We start from the raw sequence: 18,478 nt of genomic DNA, 5'->3' as shown, positions 1-18,478 counted from the left end.
AGGATGGGGGCCGCTCGAAGACGGCCGGAACGAGGGATGGAGATCGGGATGGCGAAGGCGCGCGGCACTCGCGGCTCGCGCGGCCGGACCGGCGATTTTCGCCCGCCCGCGTCCGGCCCGCCACGCCCTCCCGCGACCCGTCAGTGGGCCGCCGCCGCGCCCAGCCGGGCGCGGGTCTCGCCACGGCCCTGCGGCTGGCCGCAGAACGCGAAGTCGACCTCCGGCCGGCGCCCGGAGATCAGGTCGGCCAGGGCCCGACCCGAGCCGCAGCCGTGGGTCCAGCCGAGCGTGCCGTGGCCGGTGTTCAGGTAGAGCCCGGCCACCCTGCTCGGCCCGATGTAGGGCACGTTGCCCGGCGTCGCCGGACGCAGGCCGGCCCAGTAGGTGGCCAGCTCCGGGCGGCTCATGCCCGGGAACACGTCGAGCGCGCGCCGCACGATGGCCTCGCAGCGCACCGGATTGAGCGCGAGGTCGTAGCCGTTGAGCTCGGCCGTGCCGGCGATGCGCAGGCGGTCGCCGAACCGCGAGTAGACGAGCTTGTACTCGTCGTCGGTCAGGCTCACCGTGGGAGCGCGGCTGGCGTCGAGCACCGGCAGCGTGGCGGAATAGCCCTTGGCCGGATAGATGTCGAGCGACACGCCGGCGCCCCGCGCGAGTCCGGCGCTGAAGCTGCCCAGGGCCAGCACATAGGCATCGGCGGCCAGCACCTCGTAGCCACCGGTCTCGCTCGCGATCTCCACGCCGGTCATGGCGCCGCCCTCGGTGCGCAGGCGCTGCACGCGCACGCCGTAGCGGAAGCTCACGCCGCGCTCGGCGGCCTTCTGCGCGAGACCGGTGGTGAACTTGTGGACGTCGCCCGATTCGTCGGCGCTGGTGTAGGTGGCGCCGGCCAGGCGGGGCCGGATTGCCGCCATCGCGGGGTCCAGGCGCACCACCTCGTCGGCGTCGATGACCTGGCGTTCGCAGCCGAGTTCGCGCATGACGCGCGCCGGCTCCAGGGCCAGGTCGAACTCCTCCGGGCTGGTGTAGAAGTGCAGGATGCCCTTGCTCAGATGGTCGTAGGCGATGCCGGTCTCGCGGCGCAGCTGCTGCAGGCTCTCGCGGCTGTAGGTGCCCAGGTTGAGCAGCTGGATCATGTTGCGCGTCGAGCGCCGGGCGCCGCACTCGGCCAGGAACTTGAGGCCCCAGCGCCATTGCGCCGGATCGGCGCGCAGGCGGAACAGCAGCGGCGCGTCCTCGCGCCCGAGCCATTTCAGCAGCTTGAACGGGGCCGAGGGATTGGCCCAGGGTTCGGCGTGGCTGACGGAGATCTGTCCGCCGTTGCCGAAGCTGGTCTCGCGCGCGGCGCCGGCGTTGCGCTCCAGCACGGTGACTTCATGGCCGGCCTGGCTCAGGTACCAGGCGGTGGCGGTACCGATCACGCCGGCACCCATCACGATCACTTTCATCATCGACTCCAATGCAAAAACAGGACGAAAAGAAACGAGGAAGGGCCGACGACCTGTTGGCTAGGTCGTCGGCCCCACTGTCCTTTTGCCTGAGAGATTCGCCGGCATCGCCACGTGTGGGGCGATGCCGGGTTGCACCTTCGGCGGCTGCTGGCGCCTCGCTCTCGCGGGATGCTGCGGCACTCTCCAGTTTGATGATGTGTCCAGTACGGGACCTGAGCGTTTCGGGGTTGCGCCTTCGGTAGGGCGGCCCGGGGCCGCCGCTTCTCCTGGAGCGCCGATTATGCCGAGCGGCGTCGGATCGTCCAACCCCGCATCGCCACCGGGGTCAGAGGAAGCGCTCGAGCAGCTTGCGCGAGGCGCGGTCGAGCGCCTTCGGATCGGGCACCCGGAACTGCAGGCCCTGGGCGCTGGCGATCAGCAACGCGCCGCCTTCGAGCCGACGGATGTCCTCCTCGGCCTTGAGCACGAAGCGCGTGTCGCCCCGGTCGGTGCTCACGGTCCAGGTGCTGGGCACGCCGAAGCTGGAGACGGCGTGCAGCCGCGTCAGCGTCGGCGCGAAATCGCGCGCGGCGAGATCGGCCTCGAGCAGTTCGCGCAGGGCCGGCGGCAGCCGGTCGATGCGGTCGATCCAGGCCCGCTCCCGGCCATCGGCGCCGACCAGCGACAGGCCGGTCTCGGGCCCGGTGAGGGGAAAGGCGCGCACCGGCACGATGCCTTCGTGGCGCACGCCCTCGGCGTCGATGAGGATGATGCGACCGAAGGGGTCGCGTTCGAGTCGGAAGTTCATACATCTCCGGAGGGGTGCGCCGCATGCGTGCCGAGGGCCACCGCCACGGCCACGCGCTCCTCGGTCGCGCGGTCGGTGCGCTTCTCGCTCTCGGCCTGGCGCAGCTGGGCCTGGTAGAGCCGCCAGTAGGCGCCCTTCTGCTCCATCAGCATGTCGTGCGGACCGACCTCCACGATCTGGCCGCGGTCCATCACCACCAGCCGGTCGGCCTTGCGCAGGGTCGAGAGGCGGTGCGCGATGGCGATGGTGGTGCGGCCCTGCACCAGGTTGTCGAGCGCCTTCTGGATCTCCTTCTCGGTCTCGGTGTCGACCGCCGAGGTGGCCTCGTCGAGGATCAGGATGCGCGGGTCGATGAGCAGCGCGCGGGCGATGCTGATGCGCTGGCGCTCGCCGCCCGACAGGCCCTGGCCGCGCTCGCCGACGAGCGAGTCGTAGCCATGCGGCAGGCGCAGGATGAAGTCGTGCGCGTGGGCCGCGCGCGCCGCCGCGACGATCTCCTCGCGCGTGGCCTCGGGCCGGCCATAGGCGATGTTCTGGGCGATGGTGCCGAAGAACAGGAACGGCTCCTGCAGCACCAGCCCGACGTGGCGCCGGTAGTCGGCGACGGCGAAGCGCCGGATGTCGGTGCCGTCGACCAGCAGCGCGCCGTCGGTGACGTCGTAGAAGCGGCAGATCAGGTTGACCAGGGTGCTCTTGCCCGAGCCGCTGTGGCCGACCAGGCCGATCATCTCGCCCGGCTCGATGGTCAGGTCGAGGTTGCGGATCACCGAGCGCGAGCCGTAGCGAAAGCCCATGCCCTTCATCTGGATGCGTCCCTGCACCTTCTGCAGCGGCACCGGATGGGCGGGCTCGGGCACGTTGCTCACGTGGTCGAGGATGTCGAAGATGCGCTTGGCGCCAGCGGCCGCCTTCTGCGTCACCGAGACGATGCGGCTCATCGAATCCAGCCGCGTGTAGAAGCGGCCGATGTAGGCGATGAAGGCGGTGAGCACGCCCACCGTGATGCGACCGCGCGCCACCTGCCAGATGCCGAAGGCCCAGACCACCAGCAGGCCGATCTCGGTCAGCAGCGAGACGCTCGGCGTGAACAGCGACCACATGCGGTTGAGCCGGTCGTTGACCTGCAGGTTGTAGCGGTTGGCCTCGCGGAAGCGGTCGGCCTCGCGCTTCTCCTGGGCGAAGGCCTTGACCACGCGGATGCCGGGGATGGTGTCGGCCAGCACGTTGGTGACCTCGCTCCAGACGCGGTCGATCTTCTCGAAACCGGTGCGCAGGCGATCGCGCACGAAGTGGATCATCCAGGCGATGAAGGGCAGCGGCACCAGCGTGACGACCGCCAGCAGCGGGTTGATCGACACCAGGATGGCGGCGGTCATGACGATCATCAGCACGTCGGTCAGGAAATCGAGCGCGTGCAGCGACAGGAAGACGTTGATGCGGTCGGTCTCCGAGCCGATGCGCGCCATCAGGTCGCCGGTGCGCTTGCCGCCGAAGTAGTCGAGCGGCAGCGTCAGCAGGTGCTCGTAGGTGGTGGTGCGCAGGTCGGCGCCGATACGCTCGGACACCAGCGCCAGCAGGTAGGTGCGGGCCCAGCCCAGGGCCCATCCGGCCAGCGCCGCCGCCAGCAGCGCCGACAGGAACAGCGCCACCTTCTCGAAGGCGATCTGCTGCCCGTTCTGGAACGGGATCAGGATGTCGTCCATCAGCGGGATCGTCAGGTAGGGCGGCACCAGCGTCGCGGCGGTCGAGGCCAGCGTCAGCAGGAAGCCGCCGATGAGCTGCTTGCGGTAGGGCCTGGCGAAGCGCCCGAGCCGCAGGAGCACCCAGGTCGAGGGCGGCGTGGCAGGCTGGCGCGAGGCCGGCAGCGTGTCCTCGTCGTCCGTCGCGCCCGACCCCGTCGCGCTCGCGCCGATGCCCGCGACCTGGCGCTCGAACAGCTTGAGCAGGGCCAGCGCCTCGGCCTGTTGCGCCAGCGTGTAGCGCCAGCGCCCGAGCCGGCCCCGGGCATCGACGAGGTCGAAGGTGCCGATGCCCGCGTGGTCCGTGAGCTGCAGCGCCAGGCCCTCGCGCGCGAGCTCCCAGTCGCGCCAGGTGCCGTCGGATTCGCGCGCCAACAGGCGATGGTCAGTGAGCGCCAACAGTCCATTGCTGAAATGCAGTCGGGCATCGAGGTCAACCGTCAGACGCGCCAGAACGTTTTCAACCATCGTGAGCTGGGCCTCCAGCCCATCTGGCGCCATTTCTGCCACGCCCTCCCGGGACTCGACTGGATCGTGATGTTGCATTGTGTTTCTGTCTCTGTGCCCCGGAAAAATCGCCCCTCGGCCTGCGCCGGGCTTCGATTCTGAGCCATTCCCATGGTCGCCATCGAATCCGCCCGCGTGCCCGGCCCCAGCACCTCGAACGTTTGCATGACCCGTTTCGACGACATCCGCCTGACCCGCATCCGTTACCTGCGCGGCCCCAATCTCTGGACCTACCGGCCGGTGCTCGAAGTCTGGGTCGATCTCGGCCGGCTCGAGGATTTCCCCTCCAATCTCATCGACGGCCTGACCGGGCGCCTGACGACCCTGCTGCCGGCGCTCGTCGAGCATCACTGCGGCGTCGGCGAGCGCGGCGGCTTCATCCAGCGGCTCAACGAAGGGACCTGGGCCGGCCACGTGCTCGAACACGTGGTCATCGAGCTGCTCAACCTCGCGGGCATGCCCACCGGCTTCGGGCAGACCCGCAGCACCGCGCGCCACGGCGTCTACCGGATGGTGTTCCGCGCCCGTGACGAGCAGGTCGCCCGCGTGGCCCTGGCCGAGGGCCATCGCCTGTTGATGGCGGCGATCAACGACACCCCCTTCACGGCGGCCGACGTGCAGTCCGCGGTCGACGCGGTGCGCGGCAAGATGGAGGACTGCTACCTCGGCCCGAGCACGGCGGCCATCGTCGCCGCCGCCACCGACCGCGGCATCCCGCACATGCGCCTGAACGACGGCAATCTGGTGCAGCTGGGCTATGGCGCCATGCAGCAGCGCATCTGGACGGCCGAGACCGATCACACCAGCGCCATCGGCGAATCGATCGCCAGCGACAAGGAACTCACCAAGTCCCTGCTGCAGAGCTGCGGCGTGCCGGTGCCCGAGGGCCGTGTGGTGGCGGATGCCGAGGAGGCCTGGGAAGCCGCCGAGGACATCGGCGTGCCGGTCGTGGTCAAGCCGTCGGATGCCAATCATGGGCGCGGCGTGTCGCTCGAACTCCATACCCGGGAGGAGGTGATGGCCGCCTATGCCGTGGCCGAGCCCGAGGGCAGCGACGTGATGGTCGAGCGATTCGTGCGCGGCCACGAGCACCGCCTGCTGGTGGTCGGCGGCCAGGTGGTGGCGGCGGCGCGCGGCGCCTTTGTCACCATCACGGGCGATGGCGCGTCGAGCGTCCGCGAGCTCATCGACAGCCAGCTCAACAGCGATCCCCGGCGCGGCGCCCTGGAGGAATATCCGCTCGACTTCATCGACCTCGCCACCGACGCCAAGCTGCAGCTCGAACTCCAGCGCCAGGCGCTCGATGGCGACGGCGTGCCGGCCGCCGGCCGCGTGGTCACCATCCAGCGCAACGGCAACCTGGGCGCCGACTGCACCGACCTGGTCCACCCCGACGTCGCGCACGCCGCGGTCCTGGCCGCGCGCATCGTCGGCCTGGACGTCGCCGGCATCGACCTGGTGGCCGAGGACATCGGCCGTCCGCTCGCGGCCCAGCGCGGTGCCATCGTCGAGGTCAATGCCGGCCCCGGCCTGCTGATGCACCTGAAGCCGGCCGTGGGCTCGCCGCGCCCGGTCGGCCGCGCGATCTGCGACCACCTGTTCCCCGAGACCGGCGACGACACGCTGGCCGGCCGCATCCCCGTCGTCGGCGTGGCCGGCTCGCGCGACACCGCCGTCCTGGCGCGCCTGGTGGCCTGGCTGATCGGCCTGAGCGGCCATCACACCGGCCTCGCCTGCCGCGACGGCCTGTTCCTGGATCGCCGTCGCGTCGATGCGCGCGACAGCGCCCACTGGGACGCCGGCCATCGCCTGCTGGTCAACCGCGCCGTGCAGGCCGTGGTGATCGAGAACGGCGCGCGCACCATCCTGCGCGATGGCCTGGCCTACGACCGCTGCCAGGTCGGCATCGTCAACGACCTCGAAGGCTTCGGCGGCCTGGACGAGTTCGACATCACCGAGAGCGACCAGCTCGTGCGCGTGCTGCGCACCCAGGTCGACGTGGTGCTGCCCGGCGGCACCGCGGTGCTCAACGCCACCGACCCGCGCGTCGCCGCCCTGGCGCCGCTGTGCGACGGCGACGTCATCCTCTACAGCGAGGACGATCGCGCCACCGCCCTGGCCGCGCATCGCGAGGCCGGTGGCCGCGCGGTCCTGATCCGCCAGGACCGGGTGGTGCTGTCCTCCGGTGGCGGCGAGTCGTTCCTCCCGGGCCTCGGCCGGCTGACCGTCTGGCGCGCGACGCACGTCGGCGTGACGCTGGAGAGCCTGCTCGCCGCGGTGGCGGCCGTCTGGGCCCTGGGCATCCCGCTCAATCTGATCGGCGCCGGCGCGGAGGCCTTCGAGTCCGACCTGCAGGCGGCCCTGGCCTCGCTGCAGCTGTCCCAGACCCTGCCGCCATCAGACGCACCCATGCGCCAGGTGGCCTGAAGTCGGCACCCCGGTGCCGGTCGGCCCGTCCCCGGCGGCGCCTTCGCGTCCGCTCATCCGCTCCCTCCCATCCCCTCATCCAACACCAACGACCACGCCATGGAAGTCACCCGCATCCGTGCCCTTCGCGGCCCCAATCTCTGGAGCCGTCACACCTCCATCGAGGCGGTCGTCGCCTGCCGTGGCGACGAGAACATGGTCGGCCGTCTGCCGGGTTTCGAGAAACGCCTGCGCGCGCTCTTCCCGACCATCGGTGAACTGCACCCGACGGTCCTGGGCCAGCCGCTCGCGCTCGCCCACGTGCTGGAGAACGCCGCGCTGGCGCTGCAGTCGCAGTCGGGCAGCGCGGTGATGTTCGGCAACACCACGCGCACGCTCGAGGAGGGCGTCTATCAGGTCGTGGTGCAGTACGGCGAGGAAGCCGTGGGCCGGCGCGCGATGGCGCTGGCCGCCGAACTGATCGTGGCCGCGCTGCGGGAGGACGGACACTTCGACACCCGTTGCGCGCTCGCCGAGCTGCGCGACCTGGACGAATCCGAGCGCCTGGGCCCGAGCACCGGCTCGATCGTCGATGCCGCCACGGCGCGCGGCATCCCGCATCGCCGGCTCACGCGCGGCAGCCTGGTCCAGTTCGGCTGGGGGGTGCGCCAGCGCCGCATCCAGGCGGCCGAGGTCGACAGCACCAGTGGCGTCGCCGAGGCCATCGCGCAGGACAAGGAGCTCACCAAGCAGCTGCTCGATGCCGCCGGGGTCCCGGTGCCGCGTGGCCGTCCCGTGGCCGACGCCGCCGATGGCTGGGCCGCCGCCCAGGAGATCGGCCTGCCGGTGGTCGTCAAGCCGCAGGACGGCAACCAGGGCAAGGGCGTCACCGTCAACATCGTGACGCGCGAGCAGCTCGACGCCGCCCACGCCGCGGCGGCGATCCATGGCGAGGTCATGGTGGAGAAATTCCTGCCCGGGTTCGACTACCGACTGCTGGTGGTGGGCGACCGGCTGGTGGCCGCCGCCCGCCGCGATCCGCCGCAGGTGATCGGCGACGGCAGCTCCACCGTGCGCCAGCTGGTCGACACCGTCAACCTCGATCCGCGACGCGGCGAGGGCCATGCCACCTCGCTGACCAAGATCAGGCTCGACGACATCGCCATCGGCCGCCTGGAGGACCAGGGCCTGACGCCGGAGAGCGTGCCCGCGCTGGGCCAGCGGGTCGTGCTGCGCAACAACGCCAACCTGTCCACCGGCGGCACCGCCACCGACGTCACCGACACCGTGCATCCGGAGATCGCCGCGCGCGCGGTCGATGCCGCGCAGATGGTCGGCCTGGACATCTGCGGCGTCGACATGGTGTGCGAGAACGTCCTGCGTCCGCTGGAGGAGCAGCACGGCGGCGTGGTCGAGGTCAATGCCGCGCCCGGCCTGCGCATGCACATCTCGCCCTCGTTCGGCCGTGGCCGCGCGGTCGGCGAGGCGGTGATGGACACGTTGTTCGCGCCGGGCGACGACGGCCGCATCCCGGTGGTGGCGGTGACCGGCACCAATGGCAAGACCACCACCGCGCGCCTGATCAACCACCTGCTGGCCGCCGGCGGCCTGGTGACCGGCATGACCAACACCGATGGCGTGTGGGTCGATGGCCGGCAGACCGACAGCGGCGATTGCAGCGGCCCCAAGAGCGCCCGCAACGTCCTGCTCCATCCCGACGTCGAGGCCGCGGTGTTCGAGGTCGCGCGCGGTGGCGTCCTGCGCGAGGGCCTGGGCTTCGACCGCTGCGAGGTCGCCGTCGTGACCAACATCGGCAGCGGCGACCACCTGGGACTGAACTACATCACCACCGTCGAGGACCTGGCGGTGCTCAAGCGGGTGGTCGTGCGCAATGTCGCCGAGCGCGGCTTCGCGGTGCTCAACGCCGCCGACCCGAACGTCGCGGCGATGGCGCCCTCGTGCCCCGGCGCCGTCATCTTCTTCACCGCCGACCGCCAGCATCCGGTCATGGCCACGCATCGCGCGCAGGGCAAGCGCACCGTGTACGTCGACCGCGACACCCTGGTGGCGGCCGAGGGCTCGTGGCGCGAGCGCATCGCATTGCGCGACGTGCCCATCACCCGCAACGGCACCCTGCCCTTCCAGGTCGAGAACGTGATGGCCGCGACAGCGGCGGCCTGGGCGCTGGGACTCGACTGGGATCTCATCCGCAGCGGCCTGGCCAGTTTCAAGAACGATGCCGCCGGCGTGCCGGGACGCTTCAACCTGATGAGCTATCGCGGCGCCACCGTGATCGCCGACTATGGCCACAACACCGATGCCATGAAGGCCCTGGTGGCGGCGGTCGACACCCTGCCGGCGAAGCACCGCTCGGTGGTCATCAGCGGCGCCGGCGACCGGCGCGACTGCGACATCCGCGACCAGACCGCCATCCTCGGCGAGGCCTTCGACGACGTCATCCTCTATCAGGACGCGGCGCAGCGCGGCCGTGCCGATGGCGAGGTGATGGCATTGCTGCGCCAGGGCCTCCAGGGCGCCGGACGCACGCGACACGTCGACGAGATCCGCGGCGAGTTCGTGGCCATCGACCGGGCCCTGGAACGCCTGCGTCCCGGCGACCTGTCGCTGATCCTGGTGGACCAGGTGGAGGAAGCACTGGCGCACCTGGCCCAGCGCATCGCGCAGGCCGACGTGGCTCCGGCCACCCTGGCTGGCAGCACCGCGGGATCGATCGCCTGATGCCGGGCGGCGCCGGCCTGTCGGAAGAGAGCCCTCACATCGTGCGGGACGCCGCCTACGGAAACTGGCGATGTCCCGATCGGTGGCTCGGGTCCTGGTCTCATGCCCGGTGCCCGAATCGACCACCAGAGTGCTTTGACTCCTTCACCACCTCTCAGGATCGACGACCATGAAAACCGCATTCCGTTCCCTCGGCCTCGCCTGCGTCGCCACGGGCGCCCTGCTGGGTGCATCCTTCTCCTGGGCCCAGGACGCGGCGTCCAAGGCTCATTCGCATGCGCAGGGTGGTCAGCAGCACATGACCTGCGATGGCAAGCAGCAGGACCGCGCGGCATGCCTGCGCGAGGCCGGCGCCGCGCGTCAGGAAGCGCAGCGCGGCGGCTTGAGCAATCCCGGTCCGGGTACCGAGGCCAGCAACGCCCTGGCACGCTGCCAGCTCCAGCCGATGGCCGATCGTGCGGATTGCGAAGCGCGCATCAAGGGAACGGGCCAGACGTCCGCGCAGGGCAGCGTCATGGGCGGCGGCATGATCCGCGAGACCGTCACGCCCGTCCCGGCACCGAGCCGCTGATCGCTGATCCAGCGGCCTGCCGCCGGGCCGGGGAAGACCTCAGATCCGGGAGTCGATCACCGCATGGGCGATGGCCACGACGGCGGTCGTCATGGCGCGTGCCCGCGGTGCCCACATCTCGGCGATGAACTCAGACGAATCGCCATGCGACGGGGGCACGCTCCCCGCGCGACCGCCCGTGGCGATGAAGTCGAGCATGTCCGCGTAGTCGTCGCTGTCCAGGTGGAGTGTTTGCATTCATCAATCGTAGTGCTCGAACGCGCTCATCCAACCACCCGGGAAGGAGTCAAACAGACGGACGGTCGCAATTGTTCACGGATTGTCAATTGAATGTCAACCGCACCCATTTCAGCCTCTCGTCACTCGACGGTGACACTCTTGGCCAGGTTGCGGGGCTTGTCGACATCGGTGCCACGCGCGCAGGCCGTGTGGTAGGCCAGCAGCTGCAAGGGCACGACATGCAGGAGCGGTGACAAGGCCCCATAGTGCCCCGGCATGCGGATCACGTGGAGGCCTTCGCCGTTGCCGATGTGTGTGTCGCTGTCGGCCAGGACGTAGAGCACCCCGCCCCGCGCCCTCACCTCCTGCAGGTTGCTCTTGAGCTTTTCGAGCAGCGTGTCGTTGGGCGCCACGGCCACCACCGGCATCTCGCTCGTCACCAGGGCCAGCGGCCCGTGCTTGAGTTCGCCGGCGGCATAGGCCTCGGCGTGGATGTAGGTGACCTCCTTGAGCTTGAGCGCGCCTTCCAGCGCGATCGGGTAATGCAGTCCGCGCCCCAGGAACAGCGCGTTCTCCTTACGGGCGAAATCCTCCGACCAGCCGATGATCTGCGGCTCCAGCGCCAGCACTGCCTGCAGGGCGACTGGCAGATGACGCATCTGCTTGAGATAGGAGGCTTCCTGCGCTTCGTCGAGCCGGCCCCTGGCCTGCGCCAGGGCCAGTGTCAGCAGGAACAGACCGGCGAGCTGGGTGGTGAAGGCCTTGGTCGAGGCGACGCCGATCTCCACGCCGGCGCGCGTGATGTAGGCCAGCTTGCACTCTCGCACCATGGCGCTGGTGGCGACGTTGCAGATCGTCAGGGTCTGCTCCATGCCCAGACTGCGGGCGTGCCGGAGCGCGGCCAGGGTGTCGGCCGTCTCGCCCGATTGCGAGATGGTCACGACCAGCGTGCGCGCATCGGGCACCGAATCGCGATAGCGGTATTCGCTCGCGATCTCGACCTGGGTCGGCATCCCGGCGATGCTCTCGAGCCAGTACTTGGCGGTGCAACCGCTGTAGTAGCTGGTGCCGCAGGCCAGGATCAGAACCCGGTCGATCTCCTTGAAGACGCGATGCGCGCTGGCGCCGGTCGCACCATCCTGACCGATGCCGTCGAACAGCTCCGGCACGATGCCCTCGACGCCCTCGAGCGTGTCGGCGATGGCGCGCGGCTGCTCGAAGATCTCCTTCTGCATGTAGTGGCGGTAGGGCCCCAGCTCGGCCGCGCCGCTGTGCGCCCGCACCGTGCGCACCGGCCGCCGCTCGGCATCGAGCAGCTTGTGCGTGCGATCGGCGATCCAGTACTTGCCCGGCTGGAGGTCGACGACGTCGCCCTCCTCGAGATAGACGATCTGGTCGGTCACGCCCGCCAGCGCCATCGCGTCGCTGGCGAGGAAGTTCTCGGTGCCATCGGCACCCACGCCCAGGATCAGCGGCGAACCGGCGCGGGCGCCGATCACGCGGTGCGGCTCGTCGCGGCAGATCACCGCGATGGCATAGGCGCCGCGCAGCTGCAGGACGGCGGTCTTGACGGCTTCGAACAGGTCGCCGTCATACAGGCTGTCCACCAGATGGGCGATGACCTCGGTGTCGGTCTGGCTCGAGAACACATAGCCACGGGCCTCGAGCGTGGCGCGCAGGGCCTCGTGGTTCTCGATGATGCCGTTGTGCACCAGGCCCACGCGGGCCTCGCGGATCGCGCCGGCCTCGTCGCTGTTGGCGGCGCCCGGGCCCAGGCTGAAATGCGGGTGAGCGTTGTGCACGACGGGAGCGCCATGCGTGGCCCAACGCGTGTGGGCGATGCCGGTCAGTCCCTCGACGTGGTCGTCACGCACCTGCGTCACGAGATCGGCGACGCGCGACGTCGTGCGCGTGCGGGTCAGTCCGCCGGCATGCACGGCGACGCCGCAGGAATCGTAGCCCCGGTATTCGAGCCGCTGCAGGCCCTGCACGAGAACCGGGACGATGTTGCGATGGGAAGCCGCGCCGACGATGCCGCACATGGAAGACCTGCCTTGGAAGAACTTTGAGGTCGATGATCCTAGAACGGAGCCCACGACGATTGATTTCCGATTGATCGTCTTTATGAAATATTATTCCTTCAATGACTCGAAATGAAATCCTATTTCAATAGAGGATCATCAATGGAATATCCTTCATTGGACGACATCGATCTGCGATTGCTCGACCAGTTGCAGCGCGATGCGTCCCGAACCAATCAGCAATTGGCGCTCGACCTGCACATCTCGGCGCCCACCTGCCTGCGCCGGGTGCAGCGCCTGCGGGCGGCCGGCCTGATCGAACGCGAGGTGGCCCTGCTGGCGCCCGAGCGTCTGGCACAGGTCCTCGGCCATGGGCTGCAGGCCGTGATCGAGGTCTCCCTCGATCGCCAGGACGCGGCCGCCCTCGATGCCTTCGAGGCCCGCACGATCGCGGACGATGCCGTGCAGCAATGCTGGCGCGTCTCCCCAGGACCGGATTTCGTGCTGGTGGTGGCCGTGCGCGACATGCCCGGCTACCAGGCGCTGGCGCAGCGCCTGTTCACCAGCGATGCCAACGTGCGCAACGTCAAGGCGTTCTTCGGCCTCAAGCGGGCCAAGTTCCAGCCTCGCCTGCCGCTACCGATCTGAGGCCGGGTCGACCGGGCGCTTGGTGGGCCGGCGCCAGTTGGCGAAGCTCACCTGGCGCGCGCGCGAGACCGTCAGGCTGCCGGGCTCGGTGCTCTTGTTGACCGTCGAGCCGCCCCCCACCGTGCCACCGGCGCCGATCTCCACCGGGGCGACCAGCACGCAGTTGCTGCCGATGTGGACGTCGTCGCCGATGACGGTGCGATGCTTGTTGGCGCCGTCGTAGTTGGCCGTGATGCTGCCCGCTCCATAGTTGACCCGCTCGCCGACCGTGGCGTCGCCGAGATAGGCCAGATGGTTGGCCTTGGCGCCCGCCGCCAGCGTCGAATTCTTGACCTCGACGAAATTGCCGATGTGGACCTCGGCGCCCAGCCGGGCGCCCGGACGCAGCCGGGCGAACGGACCGATGCGCGCGTCGCCGCCGACCGTGACGCCGGCACTCTCGCCATCGATGTGCGTGAAGGGATGGATGACCGCGCCGGCCTCGATCCGGGCATTGGCGATGATGCAGTTCGCGCCCACGCGCACGCCCTCGCCCAGCGACACCAGGCCCTCGAAGACGCAGTTGACGTCGATCTCGACGTCGCCTTCGCACTGCAGCGTGCCGCGCAGGTCGAAACGGGCCGGATCGGCCAGGCGCACGCCCCGCGCCATCAGATCCTCGGCCTGGCGCAGCTGCAGGGCCCGTTCGAGCGCCGCCAGCTGCGACGGACTGTTGACGCCGGCGACCTGCGCCGCGTCGTCGATGCGATGCGCCACCACCGGCACGCCATCGGCCGTGGCGAAGCCGACCACATCCGTCAGGTAGTACTCGCCCTGGGCATTGAGGTTGTCCAGCCGGGACAGCCAGCCACGCAGCAGCTGGGCCGGCGCGGCCATCACGCCGCTGTAGACCTCGCGGATGGCACGCTGGGCCTCGTTCGCGTCCTTGTGCTCGACGATCGCCAGCACCCGGCCTTCGGCGCCATCGGCGCCAGCAGGGGCGCGCACCACGCGGCCATAGCCGGAAGGGTCGTCGAACGCGATCGTCAGCAGCGCCAGGCGCTCGCCACCACTGGCGTCGACCAGCGCGCGCAGGGCCGCTTCGCCGATCAGCGGCACATCGCCGGACAGCACCAGCACGGTGCCGTCGTCGGGCAGCAGCGGCATCGCTTGCTGCACGGCGTGGCCGGTGCCCAGCTGGGGCATCTGGCGCGCGAAACGGATGTCCCCGCCCTGCGGCAGCGCCGACAGCGCGGCCTCGACCTCGTCGGCGCCATGACCGGTGACGACGACCACGTGGCGCCCGCCGATGCGCGCGGCGGTGTCCATCACGCGCGCCACCAGGGACCGGCCACCCAGCCGGTGCAGCACCTTGGGCAGCCGGCTCTTCATGCGCGTGCCCTTGCCGGCGGCCATGACGATGGCATCGACCGGACGGTCGATCGCGGGAGACGATGGAACAGAATTCGCTTGTGGGCTCATGGAACGATCAGGAAAAGGAACGTCGCCGGATTCTCGACGAAAGATGTCGTCGCCCACTTTCGGTGAGGAGCGCATGTAATCACGCGGTATTCAATATGAGCCTTCTCATTCAGTTCCCTGAACAATTTATAACAACACTTCAATCTGAGAATTCCGTCACGAAAAATGCTTTAGCCTTCCAAAATGCCTAAGTATTTCTAACTTAAGTAGTAATTTTCCCTAAAATTCAGTGCCGATTACCATTGACATCCATGAATATCTCACTCTGCACATTGTTCGAAGGAAACTACCATTTCGGCGTTGCTGCGTTGACGAACTCATTGGCGTCGTCGGGTTTTCCGGGCACCCTCTGGGTCGGCTATCGGGGCGCCCTGCCCGGGTGGATCGTCGATTCACCCGATTTCGATCGGCAGACCGGTCGGCTGCAGGTCACGCCGACCTTCCAGCTCCAGATGCTGCAGGTCGACACGCCGCTGCATTTCACCTACTACAAGCCGATGCTGCTGCGCGAGATGCTGACGAAGCACACGCCGACGGCGGACATGGTGGGTTACCTCGATCCGGACATCGTCGTGAAGTGCCAGTGGTCCTCGTTCGAGGGCTGGTTCAGCCAGGATGGCATCTCTCTCGTGGAGGACATCAACGCCCTGTTCCCGGCCCGGCATCCGAAGCGCCTGCAATGGACCCAGTTCTTCGCGCGCCACGACGTGCAGACGCGGCGCTCGCTGGAGCGCTACTACAACGCCGGCTTCATCGCGGTCTCGCGCCAGCATCTGGACTTCCTGGACCTGTGGGGCCGGCTCTGCGAGCTGGTGGTCGACTACAACCAGGGCGCCAAGGACCTCAAGGTCGGCGGCGGTGACGCCCTGTTCCATTCCACCGACCAGGACGCCCTGAACTTCGCGCTCATGGTGACCGATGCGCCGTTGAACACCACCGGTCCCGACGGCATGGACTTCACTCCGGGCGGCACCTACCTGTCGCATGCCATCGGCAAGACCAAGCCCTGGCATGGCCGGCACATCCAGCGCGCGCTGGGTGGCGTGCCGCCCTCGATGGCCTGCAAGGCCTACTTCCAGTTCGCCGACGGCCCGATCCAGGCCCACTCGTCGCGCGACCTGGCCTGGCAGCGCATGTGCGTGCGTTTCGCCGCCGCCTTCGGCCGCATCTACCGCCGCGCCTGAGACCGCCGCTCAGATCAGCGGCACCCGGCGCAGGGGCCGCTCGAAATAGTCGCCCAGCGTCTGCAGCGCATGCGGCTCCAGGATGCGAAGCCGGCCGTCCTCGATGCGATGCAGGCCCAGGCCCTGGAGCCGGCGCAGCGTCTTGTTGGTGTGCACGAGCGACAGCCCCAGCGCATCGGCGATGTGCTGCTGGTTGAAGGGGAAAGGCACGCTGCCATCGCGCATCATTCCGACGCGTTCGGCCCGGCGGTAGAGATGCATGAGCAGCATGGCGACCCGTTCCGAGGCATTGCGCCGTCCATTGGTCACGACGTTGTCGTCGAGCATCTTCTCCTCGCGCGCCGCCAGCCAGGTGATGTCGTAGCCGAGCTTGGGCTGGGCGCTGAACATCTCCCACAGCCGGTCGCGCTCGAAGACGCAGAGCGTGGCGTCGGTGGCGGCCTCAACCCCATGCGTCTGGCCTTCGGCGAATTCCTCCTGCAGCCCGATGAAATCGCCCGGCAGCAGGAAGATCAGGATCTGGCGCCGGCCGTCGCTCAGGGTCTTGTAGCGGAACGCCCAGCCGCTGTAGAGCGTGAAGATCCAGGGACTGCGCTTGTATTCCTCGATGACGGATTCGCCGGCGCGCACCGTGCGGGTGCCATGGCGGAAGGCGTGGATCGTCTCCAGTTCCTCCTGCGCCATGCCCAGGAAGGCCGGATTGGAACGCAGTTCGCAGGTGGGACAGGCATGGGGGCAGTGCGGCAACTCCGGAGGCATCAGGTCGTCATCTTTCACGTCCGACTATAGGACGCGCGGCCATGTCTTTTGACATTTCGGCCTTGACCACGACTGCATAGACTCGCGCACCGCCTCGACCGAGCCCCATGTCAGCAGTCCACGAAATCCTCTATTGCAGCGTCCTGGCGCCGGACCAGCCCATCGGCATCGTCGGCCGGATCGTCTCCCAGGCACGGGCACGCAATGCGCAGCATCGCATCACCGGCCTGCTCGTCTTCGACGGCCTGCGGTTCTGCCAGCACGTGGAAGGCTCGCACGACGATGTCGTGGCGCTGATGCGGCGCATCGAACAGGACTCGCGCCACCAGGCGGTGCGCGTGGTCTACCAGGGCACGCGTTCCGAGCGGCGCTACCAGCGCTTCGACCTGGGCTATGCGCAGAGCGAGGAGCCCGACGACATGGCGGGCATCCACGAACTCGAGGGCCGGGCCGCGCTGGAACGCTTCCTGCTGCTGCGCACCGGCTTCGACGTCAACGGCTGAGCGGAGCGGCGCCGGCCACGGCCCATTCGTAGGCCGCGCCCTGCGCATCCCAGGGCTCCAGCACGATCCGCTCGCCCGCGGCCAGCGCCAGGCTGTCCCCGGGCGCCAGCACGAGGTCCTCGGTGGCGCGGCGGCGCGTCGCGTCGCGCGTGACCCAGAGGCGGCCCCGGGCCACCCGCAGCACGCCGGCCTGCGTGGCCCGCAGGCTGGTGGCCCGTCCCGATGCCAGTTCGGTGATGGTGGCGCGGACCGCCATGGCCTGGGAGGGGAGCGCGGCCGGCAGCGACCGGGACACCGGCGGCGAGGAGGACGAAGGATCGAGGACGGCGCTGGACATGACGGGTTCCTGACAAGGTGGATCGCGTCGCATCGACGCGCTTCGGGAATGAATGATCCGGCCGGCCCCGTTGGCAGTCCAATGAATTGGGCATACGCTACTGATTCGATTCCCGCATCAATCCATCCATGCACTTCTCCCAGACCCACCTGCGCACCCGGCCGATCGCCGCCGGCCAGCTGCGTGCCTTCGAGGCCGTCGCGCGGCATCTGAACTTCCGCGCCGCCGCCGAGGAGATGGCGCTGACGCAGTCCGCCGTCAGCCGGCAGATCCAGGCCATCGAGGAGGACATCGGCGTCGCCCTGTTCCTGCGCCACACGCGCGCGGTGGAACTCACGTCCGCGGGCGCGCAACTGCTGCTGGCGGTCCAGCAGGCCCTGCCGCGCATCGATGGCGCGGTGCGCCAGATCCGCCAGAGCGCGGGTCGCCAGAGCGTCTCGCTCACGACCTTCGCCTCGTTCGCCTCGATGTGGCTCATTCCCCGCCTGGAGGCGTTCCAGCGCGAGCAGCCGGGCATCGACATCCGTATCGACGCCAGCGATGTCGCGGTCGACCTGGACGTGGCCGATGTCGACATCGCCCTGCGCTATGGTCCGCGCGAGAACATGCCGTCCGGCGCGCTGCGCCTGTTCGGCGAGACGCTGACGCCGCTGGCGAGTCCCTGGCTGCTCAAGAGCAGCGCGCCGATCCGCGAGCCCGCCGACCTGAGTGCGTTCACGCTGATCGAGGCCGGCGACGCGCATCGCACGCACCTGGAATGGCTGACCTGGCGGCGCTGGTTCGAGAGCCACGGCGTCAAGCGCGCCCAGCCGCGCCGCTGGCTCTACTTCAACTACGCCTACCAGATGGTCCAGGCGGCCCTGACCGGCCAGGGCCTGGTGCTGGCCCGCAGTTCGCTCATCGCCGAGAGCCTGGCCAATGGCGATCTGGTCGAGGTGCTGCCGCGCCACCGCATGGACTCGCCGATGGCCTACTGGCTGCTGGTGGGTCCGCGCAACGCCCTGCGCCCGGAGATCAAGGCCTTCTGCGAATGGCTGCAGGACCAGGCCCGGATCACGCGCGAGACCATCGGCGAGGTCCCCGACCCCGACACCATCGACCATCTCGACTGAGCGGCGGGCGACCATCGGCAGGATCGCGAGTGGC

Annotated in this window: 15 protein-coding genes and 1 riboswitch; of the genes, 7 read left to right on the top strand and 8 right to left on the bottom strand. The window is 69.2% G+C overall.

Annotated elements, in window-relative coordinates; all coding sequences use genetic code 11:
- Positions 1–140: 140 nt before the first annotated feature.
- The 3 genes from AC1MLT_RS14960 to AC1MLT_RS14950 all read right to left on the bottom strand — a co-directional run bounded on the left by AC1MLT_RS14960 (position 141) and on the right by AC1MLT_RS14950 (position 4,523).
- The gene (locus AC1MLT_RS14960; RefSeq protein WP_481035041.1) at positions 141–1,448 is read right to left on the bottom strand and encodes a D-amino acid dehydrogenase; all 1,308 of its coding nucleotides are present in this window, start codon (positions 1,446–1,448) and stop codon (positions 141–143) included.
- Between the two features lie 67 nt (positions 1,449–1,515).
- Positions 1,516–1,648: riboswitch (glycine riboswitch) on the bottom strand.
- Positions 1,649–1,776: 128 nt separating this feature from the next.
- Positions 1,777–2,238: a cyanophycin metabolism-associated DUF1854 family protein gene (locus tag AC1MLT_RS14955; RefSeq protein WP_481032984.1), complete on the bottom strand. Its 462-nt coding sequence runs from the start codon at positions 2,236–2,238 to the stop codon at positions 1,777–1,779.
- Positions 2,235–4,523 (bottom strand): cyanophycin metabolism-associated ABC transporter, encoded by a 2,289-nt coding sequence (locus AC1MLT_RS14950; RefSeq protein ID WP_481032983.1) that lies wholly within the window; start codon positions 4,521–4,523, stop codon positions 2,235–2,237. The genes AC1MLT_RS14955 and AC1MLT_RS14950 overlap by 4 nt, the downstream gene beginning before the upstream one ends.
- A 126-nt stretch (positions 4,524–4,649) precedes the next feature.
- Here AC1MLT_RS14950 and AC1MLT_RS14945 point away from each other — a divergent pair, with 126 nt between their 5' ends.
- The 3 genes from AC1MLT_RS14945 to AC1MLT_RS14935 all read left to right on the top strand — a co-directional run bounded on the left by AC1MLT_RS14945 (position 4,650) and on the right by AC1MLT_RS14935 (position 10,200).
- Positions 4,650–6,911, top strand: a complete 2,262-nt coding sequence (locus tag AC1MLT_RS14945) for a cyanophycin synthetase (RefSeq protein WP_481032982.1) — start codon at positions 4,650–4,652, stop codon at positions 6,909–6,911.
- Positions 6,912–7,010: 99 nt separating this feature from the next.
- The gene (cphA, locus tag AC1MLT_RS14940) at positions 7,011–9,629 is read left to right on the top strand and encodes a cyanophycin synthetase (RefSeq protein ID WP_481032981.1); all 2,619 of its coding nucleotides are present in this window, start codon (positions 7,011–7,013) and stop codon (positions 9,627–9,629) included.
- A gap of 169 nt (positions 9,630–9,798) precedes the next feature.
- A complete protein-coding gene (locus AC1MLT_RS14935) occupies positions 9,799–10,200 on the top strand; it encodes a hypothetical protein (protein ID WP_481032980.1) in 402 nt (133 codons plus the stop codon).
- Positions 10,201–10,239: 39 nt separating this feature from the next.
- On the opposite strand, the gene AC1MLT_RS14930 is transcribed toward AC1MLT_RS14935, so the two are convergent.
- Entirely contained in the window at positions 10,240–10,437 is a 198-nt protein-coding gene (locus AC1MLT_RS14930) for a hypothetical protein (protein WP_481032979.1), read from the bottom strand.
- Between the two features lie 122 nt (positions 10,438–10,559).
- On the bottom strand, positions 10,560–12,461 hold the full coding sequence (gene glmS, locus AC1MLT_RS14925) for a glutamine--fructose-6-phosphate transaminase (isomerizing) (protein WP_481032978.1): 1,902 nt from the start codon (positions 12,459–12,461) through the stop codon (positions 10,560–10,562).
- 141 nt (positions 12,462–12,602) lie between these two features.
- Between glmS and AC1MLT_RS14920 the strand changes: the two genes are divergently transcribed.
- Positions 12,603–13,088, top strand: coding sequence for an Lrp/AsnC family transcriptional regulator (locus AC1MLT_RS14920; RefSeq protein WP_481032977.1), 486 nt, complete (start codon positions 12,603–12,605; stop codon positions 13,086–13,088).
- Here AC1MLT_RS14920 and glmU read toward each other — a convergent pair.
- Positions 13,077–14,549, bottom strand: coding sequence for a bifunctional UDP-N-acetylglucosamine diphosphorylase/glucosamine-1-phosphate N-acetyltransferase GlmU (gene glmU, locus AC1MLT_RS14915; protein WP_481032976.1), 1,473 nt, complete (start codon positions 14,547–14,549; stop codon positions 13,077–13,079). The genes AC1MLT_RS14920 and glmU overlap by 12 nt on opposite strands.
- Before the next feature lie 251 nt (positions 14,550–14,800).
- Here glmU and AC1MLT_RS14910 point away from each other — a divergent pair, with 251 nt between their 5' ends.
- Positions 14,801–15,733: a glycosyltransferase family protein gene (locus AC1MLT_RS14910; protein WP_481032975.1), complete on the top strand. Its 933-nt coding sequence runs from the start codon at positions 14,801–14,803 to the stop codon at positions 15,731–15,733.
- A gap of 9 nt (positions 15,734–15,742) precedes the next feature.
- On the opposite strand, the gene AC1MLT_RS14905 is transcribed toward AC1MLT_RS14910, so the two are convergent.
- Positions 15,743–16,492 (bottom strand): Crp/Fnr family transcriptional regulator, encoded by a 750-nt coding sequence (locus AC1MLT_RS14905; RefSeq protein WP_481032974.1) that lies wholly within the window; start codon positions 16,490–16,492, stop codon positions 15,743–15,745.
- Positions 16,493–16,599: 107 nt separating this feature from the next.
- Here AC1MLT_RS14905 and AC1MLT_RS14900 point away from each other — a divergent pair, with 107 nt between their 5' ends.
- On the top strand, positions 16,600–16,995 hold the full coding sequence (locus AC1MLT_RS14900) for a BLUF domain-containing protein (protein ID WP_481032973.1): 396 nt from the start codon (positions 16,600–16,602) through the stop codon (positions 16,993–16,995).
- On the opposite strand, the gene AC1MLT_RS14895 is transcribed toward AC1MLT_RS14900, so the two are convergent.
- Entirely contained in the window at positions 16,985–17,332 is a 348-nt protein-coding gene (locus tag AC1MLT_RS14895) for a DUF2917 domain-containing protein (RefSeq protein WP_481032972.1), read from the bottom strand. The genes AC1MLT_RS14900 and AC1MLT_RS14895 overlap by 11 nt on opposite strands.
- Before the next feature lie 128 nt (positions 17,333–17,460).
- Between AC1MLT_RS14895 and AC1MLT_RS14890 the strand changes: the two genes are divergently transcribed.
- Complete coding sequence (locus tag AC1MLT_RS14890) at positions 17,461–18,444, top strand: LysR substrate-binding domain-containing protein (protein WP_481032971.1); 984 nt, start codon at positions 17,461–17,463, stop codon at positions 18,442–18,444.
- Positions 18,445–18,478 lie beyond the last annotated feature (34 nt).

This window comes from Variovorax sp. PEI5 (genome assembly GCF_056679935.1).
The sequence above is the reverse complement of the archived record's forward strand: the minus strand, read 5'-3'. Positions and strand labels throughout refer to the sequence as shown.

Coding starts and splice junctions, on each gene's coding strand:
- AC1MLT_RS14905 (WP_481032974.1), bottom strand. CDS start 16,492: ATGCCTCCGGAGTTGCCGCACTGCCCCCATGCCTGTCCCACCTGCGAA.
- AC1MLT_RS14920 (WP_481032977.1), top strand. CDS start 12,603: ATGGAATATCCTTCATTGGACGACATCGATCTGCGATTGCTCGACCAG.
- glmS (WP_481032978.1), bottom strand. CDS start 12,461: ATGTGCGGCATCGTCGGCGCGGCTTCCCATCGCAACATCGTCCCGGTT.
- AC1MLT_RS14900 (WP_481032973.1), top strand. CDS start 16,600: ATGTCAGCAGTCCACGAAATCCTCTATTGCAGCGTCCTGGCGCCGGAC.
- AC1MLT_RS14930 (WP_481032979.1), bottom strand. CDS start 10,437: ATGCAAACACTCCACCTGGACAGCGACGACTACGCGGACATGCTCGAC.
- AC1MLT_RS14935 (WP_481032980.1), top strand. CDS start 9,799: ATGAAAACCGCATTCCGTTCCCTCGGCCTCGCCTGCGTCGCCACGGGC.
- glmU (WP_481032976.1), bottom strand. CDS start 14,549: ATGAGCCCACAAGCGAATTCTGTTCCATCGTCTCCCGCGATCGACCGT.
- cphA (WP_481032981.1), top strand. CDS start 7,011: ATGGAAGTCACCCGCATCCGTGCCCTTCGCGGCCCCAATCTCTGGAGC.
- AC1MLT_RS14950 (WP_481032983.1), bottom strand. CDS start 4,523: ATGCAACATCACGATCCAGTCGAGTCCCGGGAGGGCGTGGCAGAAATG.
- AC1MLT_RS14890 (WP_481032971.1), top strand. CDS start 17,461: ATGCACTTCTCCCAGACCCACCTGCGCACCCGGCCGATCGCCGCCGGC.
- AC1MLT_RS14945 (WP_481032982.1), top strand. CDS start 4,650: ATGACCCGTTTCGACGACATCCGCCTGACCCGCATCCGTTACCTGCGC.
- AC1MLT_RS14955 (WP_481032984.1), bottom strand. CDS start 2,238: ATGAACTTCCGACTCGAACGCGACCCCTTCGGTCGCATCATCCTCATC.
- AC1MLT_RS14910 (WP_481032975.1), top strand. CDS start 14,801: ATGAATATCTCACTCTGCACATTGTTCGAAGGAAACTACCATTTCGGC.
- AC1MLT_RS14960 (WP_481035041.1), bottom strand. CDS start 1,448: ATGAAAGTGATCGTGATGGGTGCCGGCGTGATCGGTACCGCCACCGCC.
- AC1MLT_RS14895 (WP_481032972.1), bottom strand. CDS start 17,332: ATGTCCAGCGCCGTCCTCGATCCTTCGTCCTCCTCGCCGCCGGTGTCC.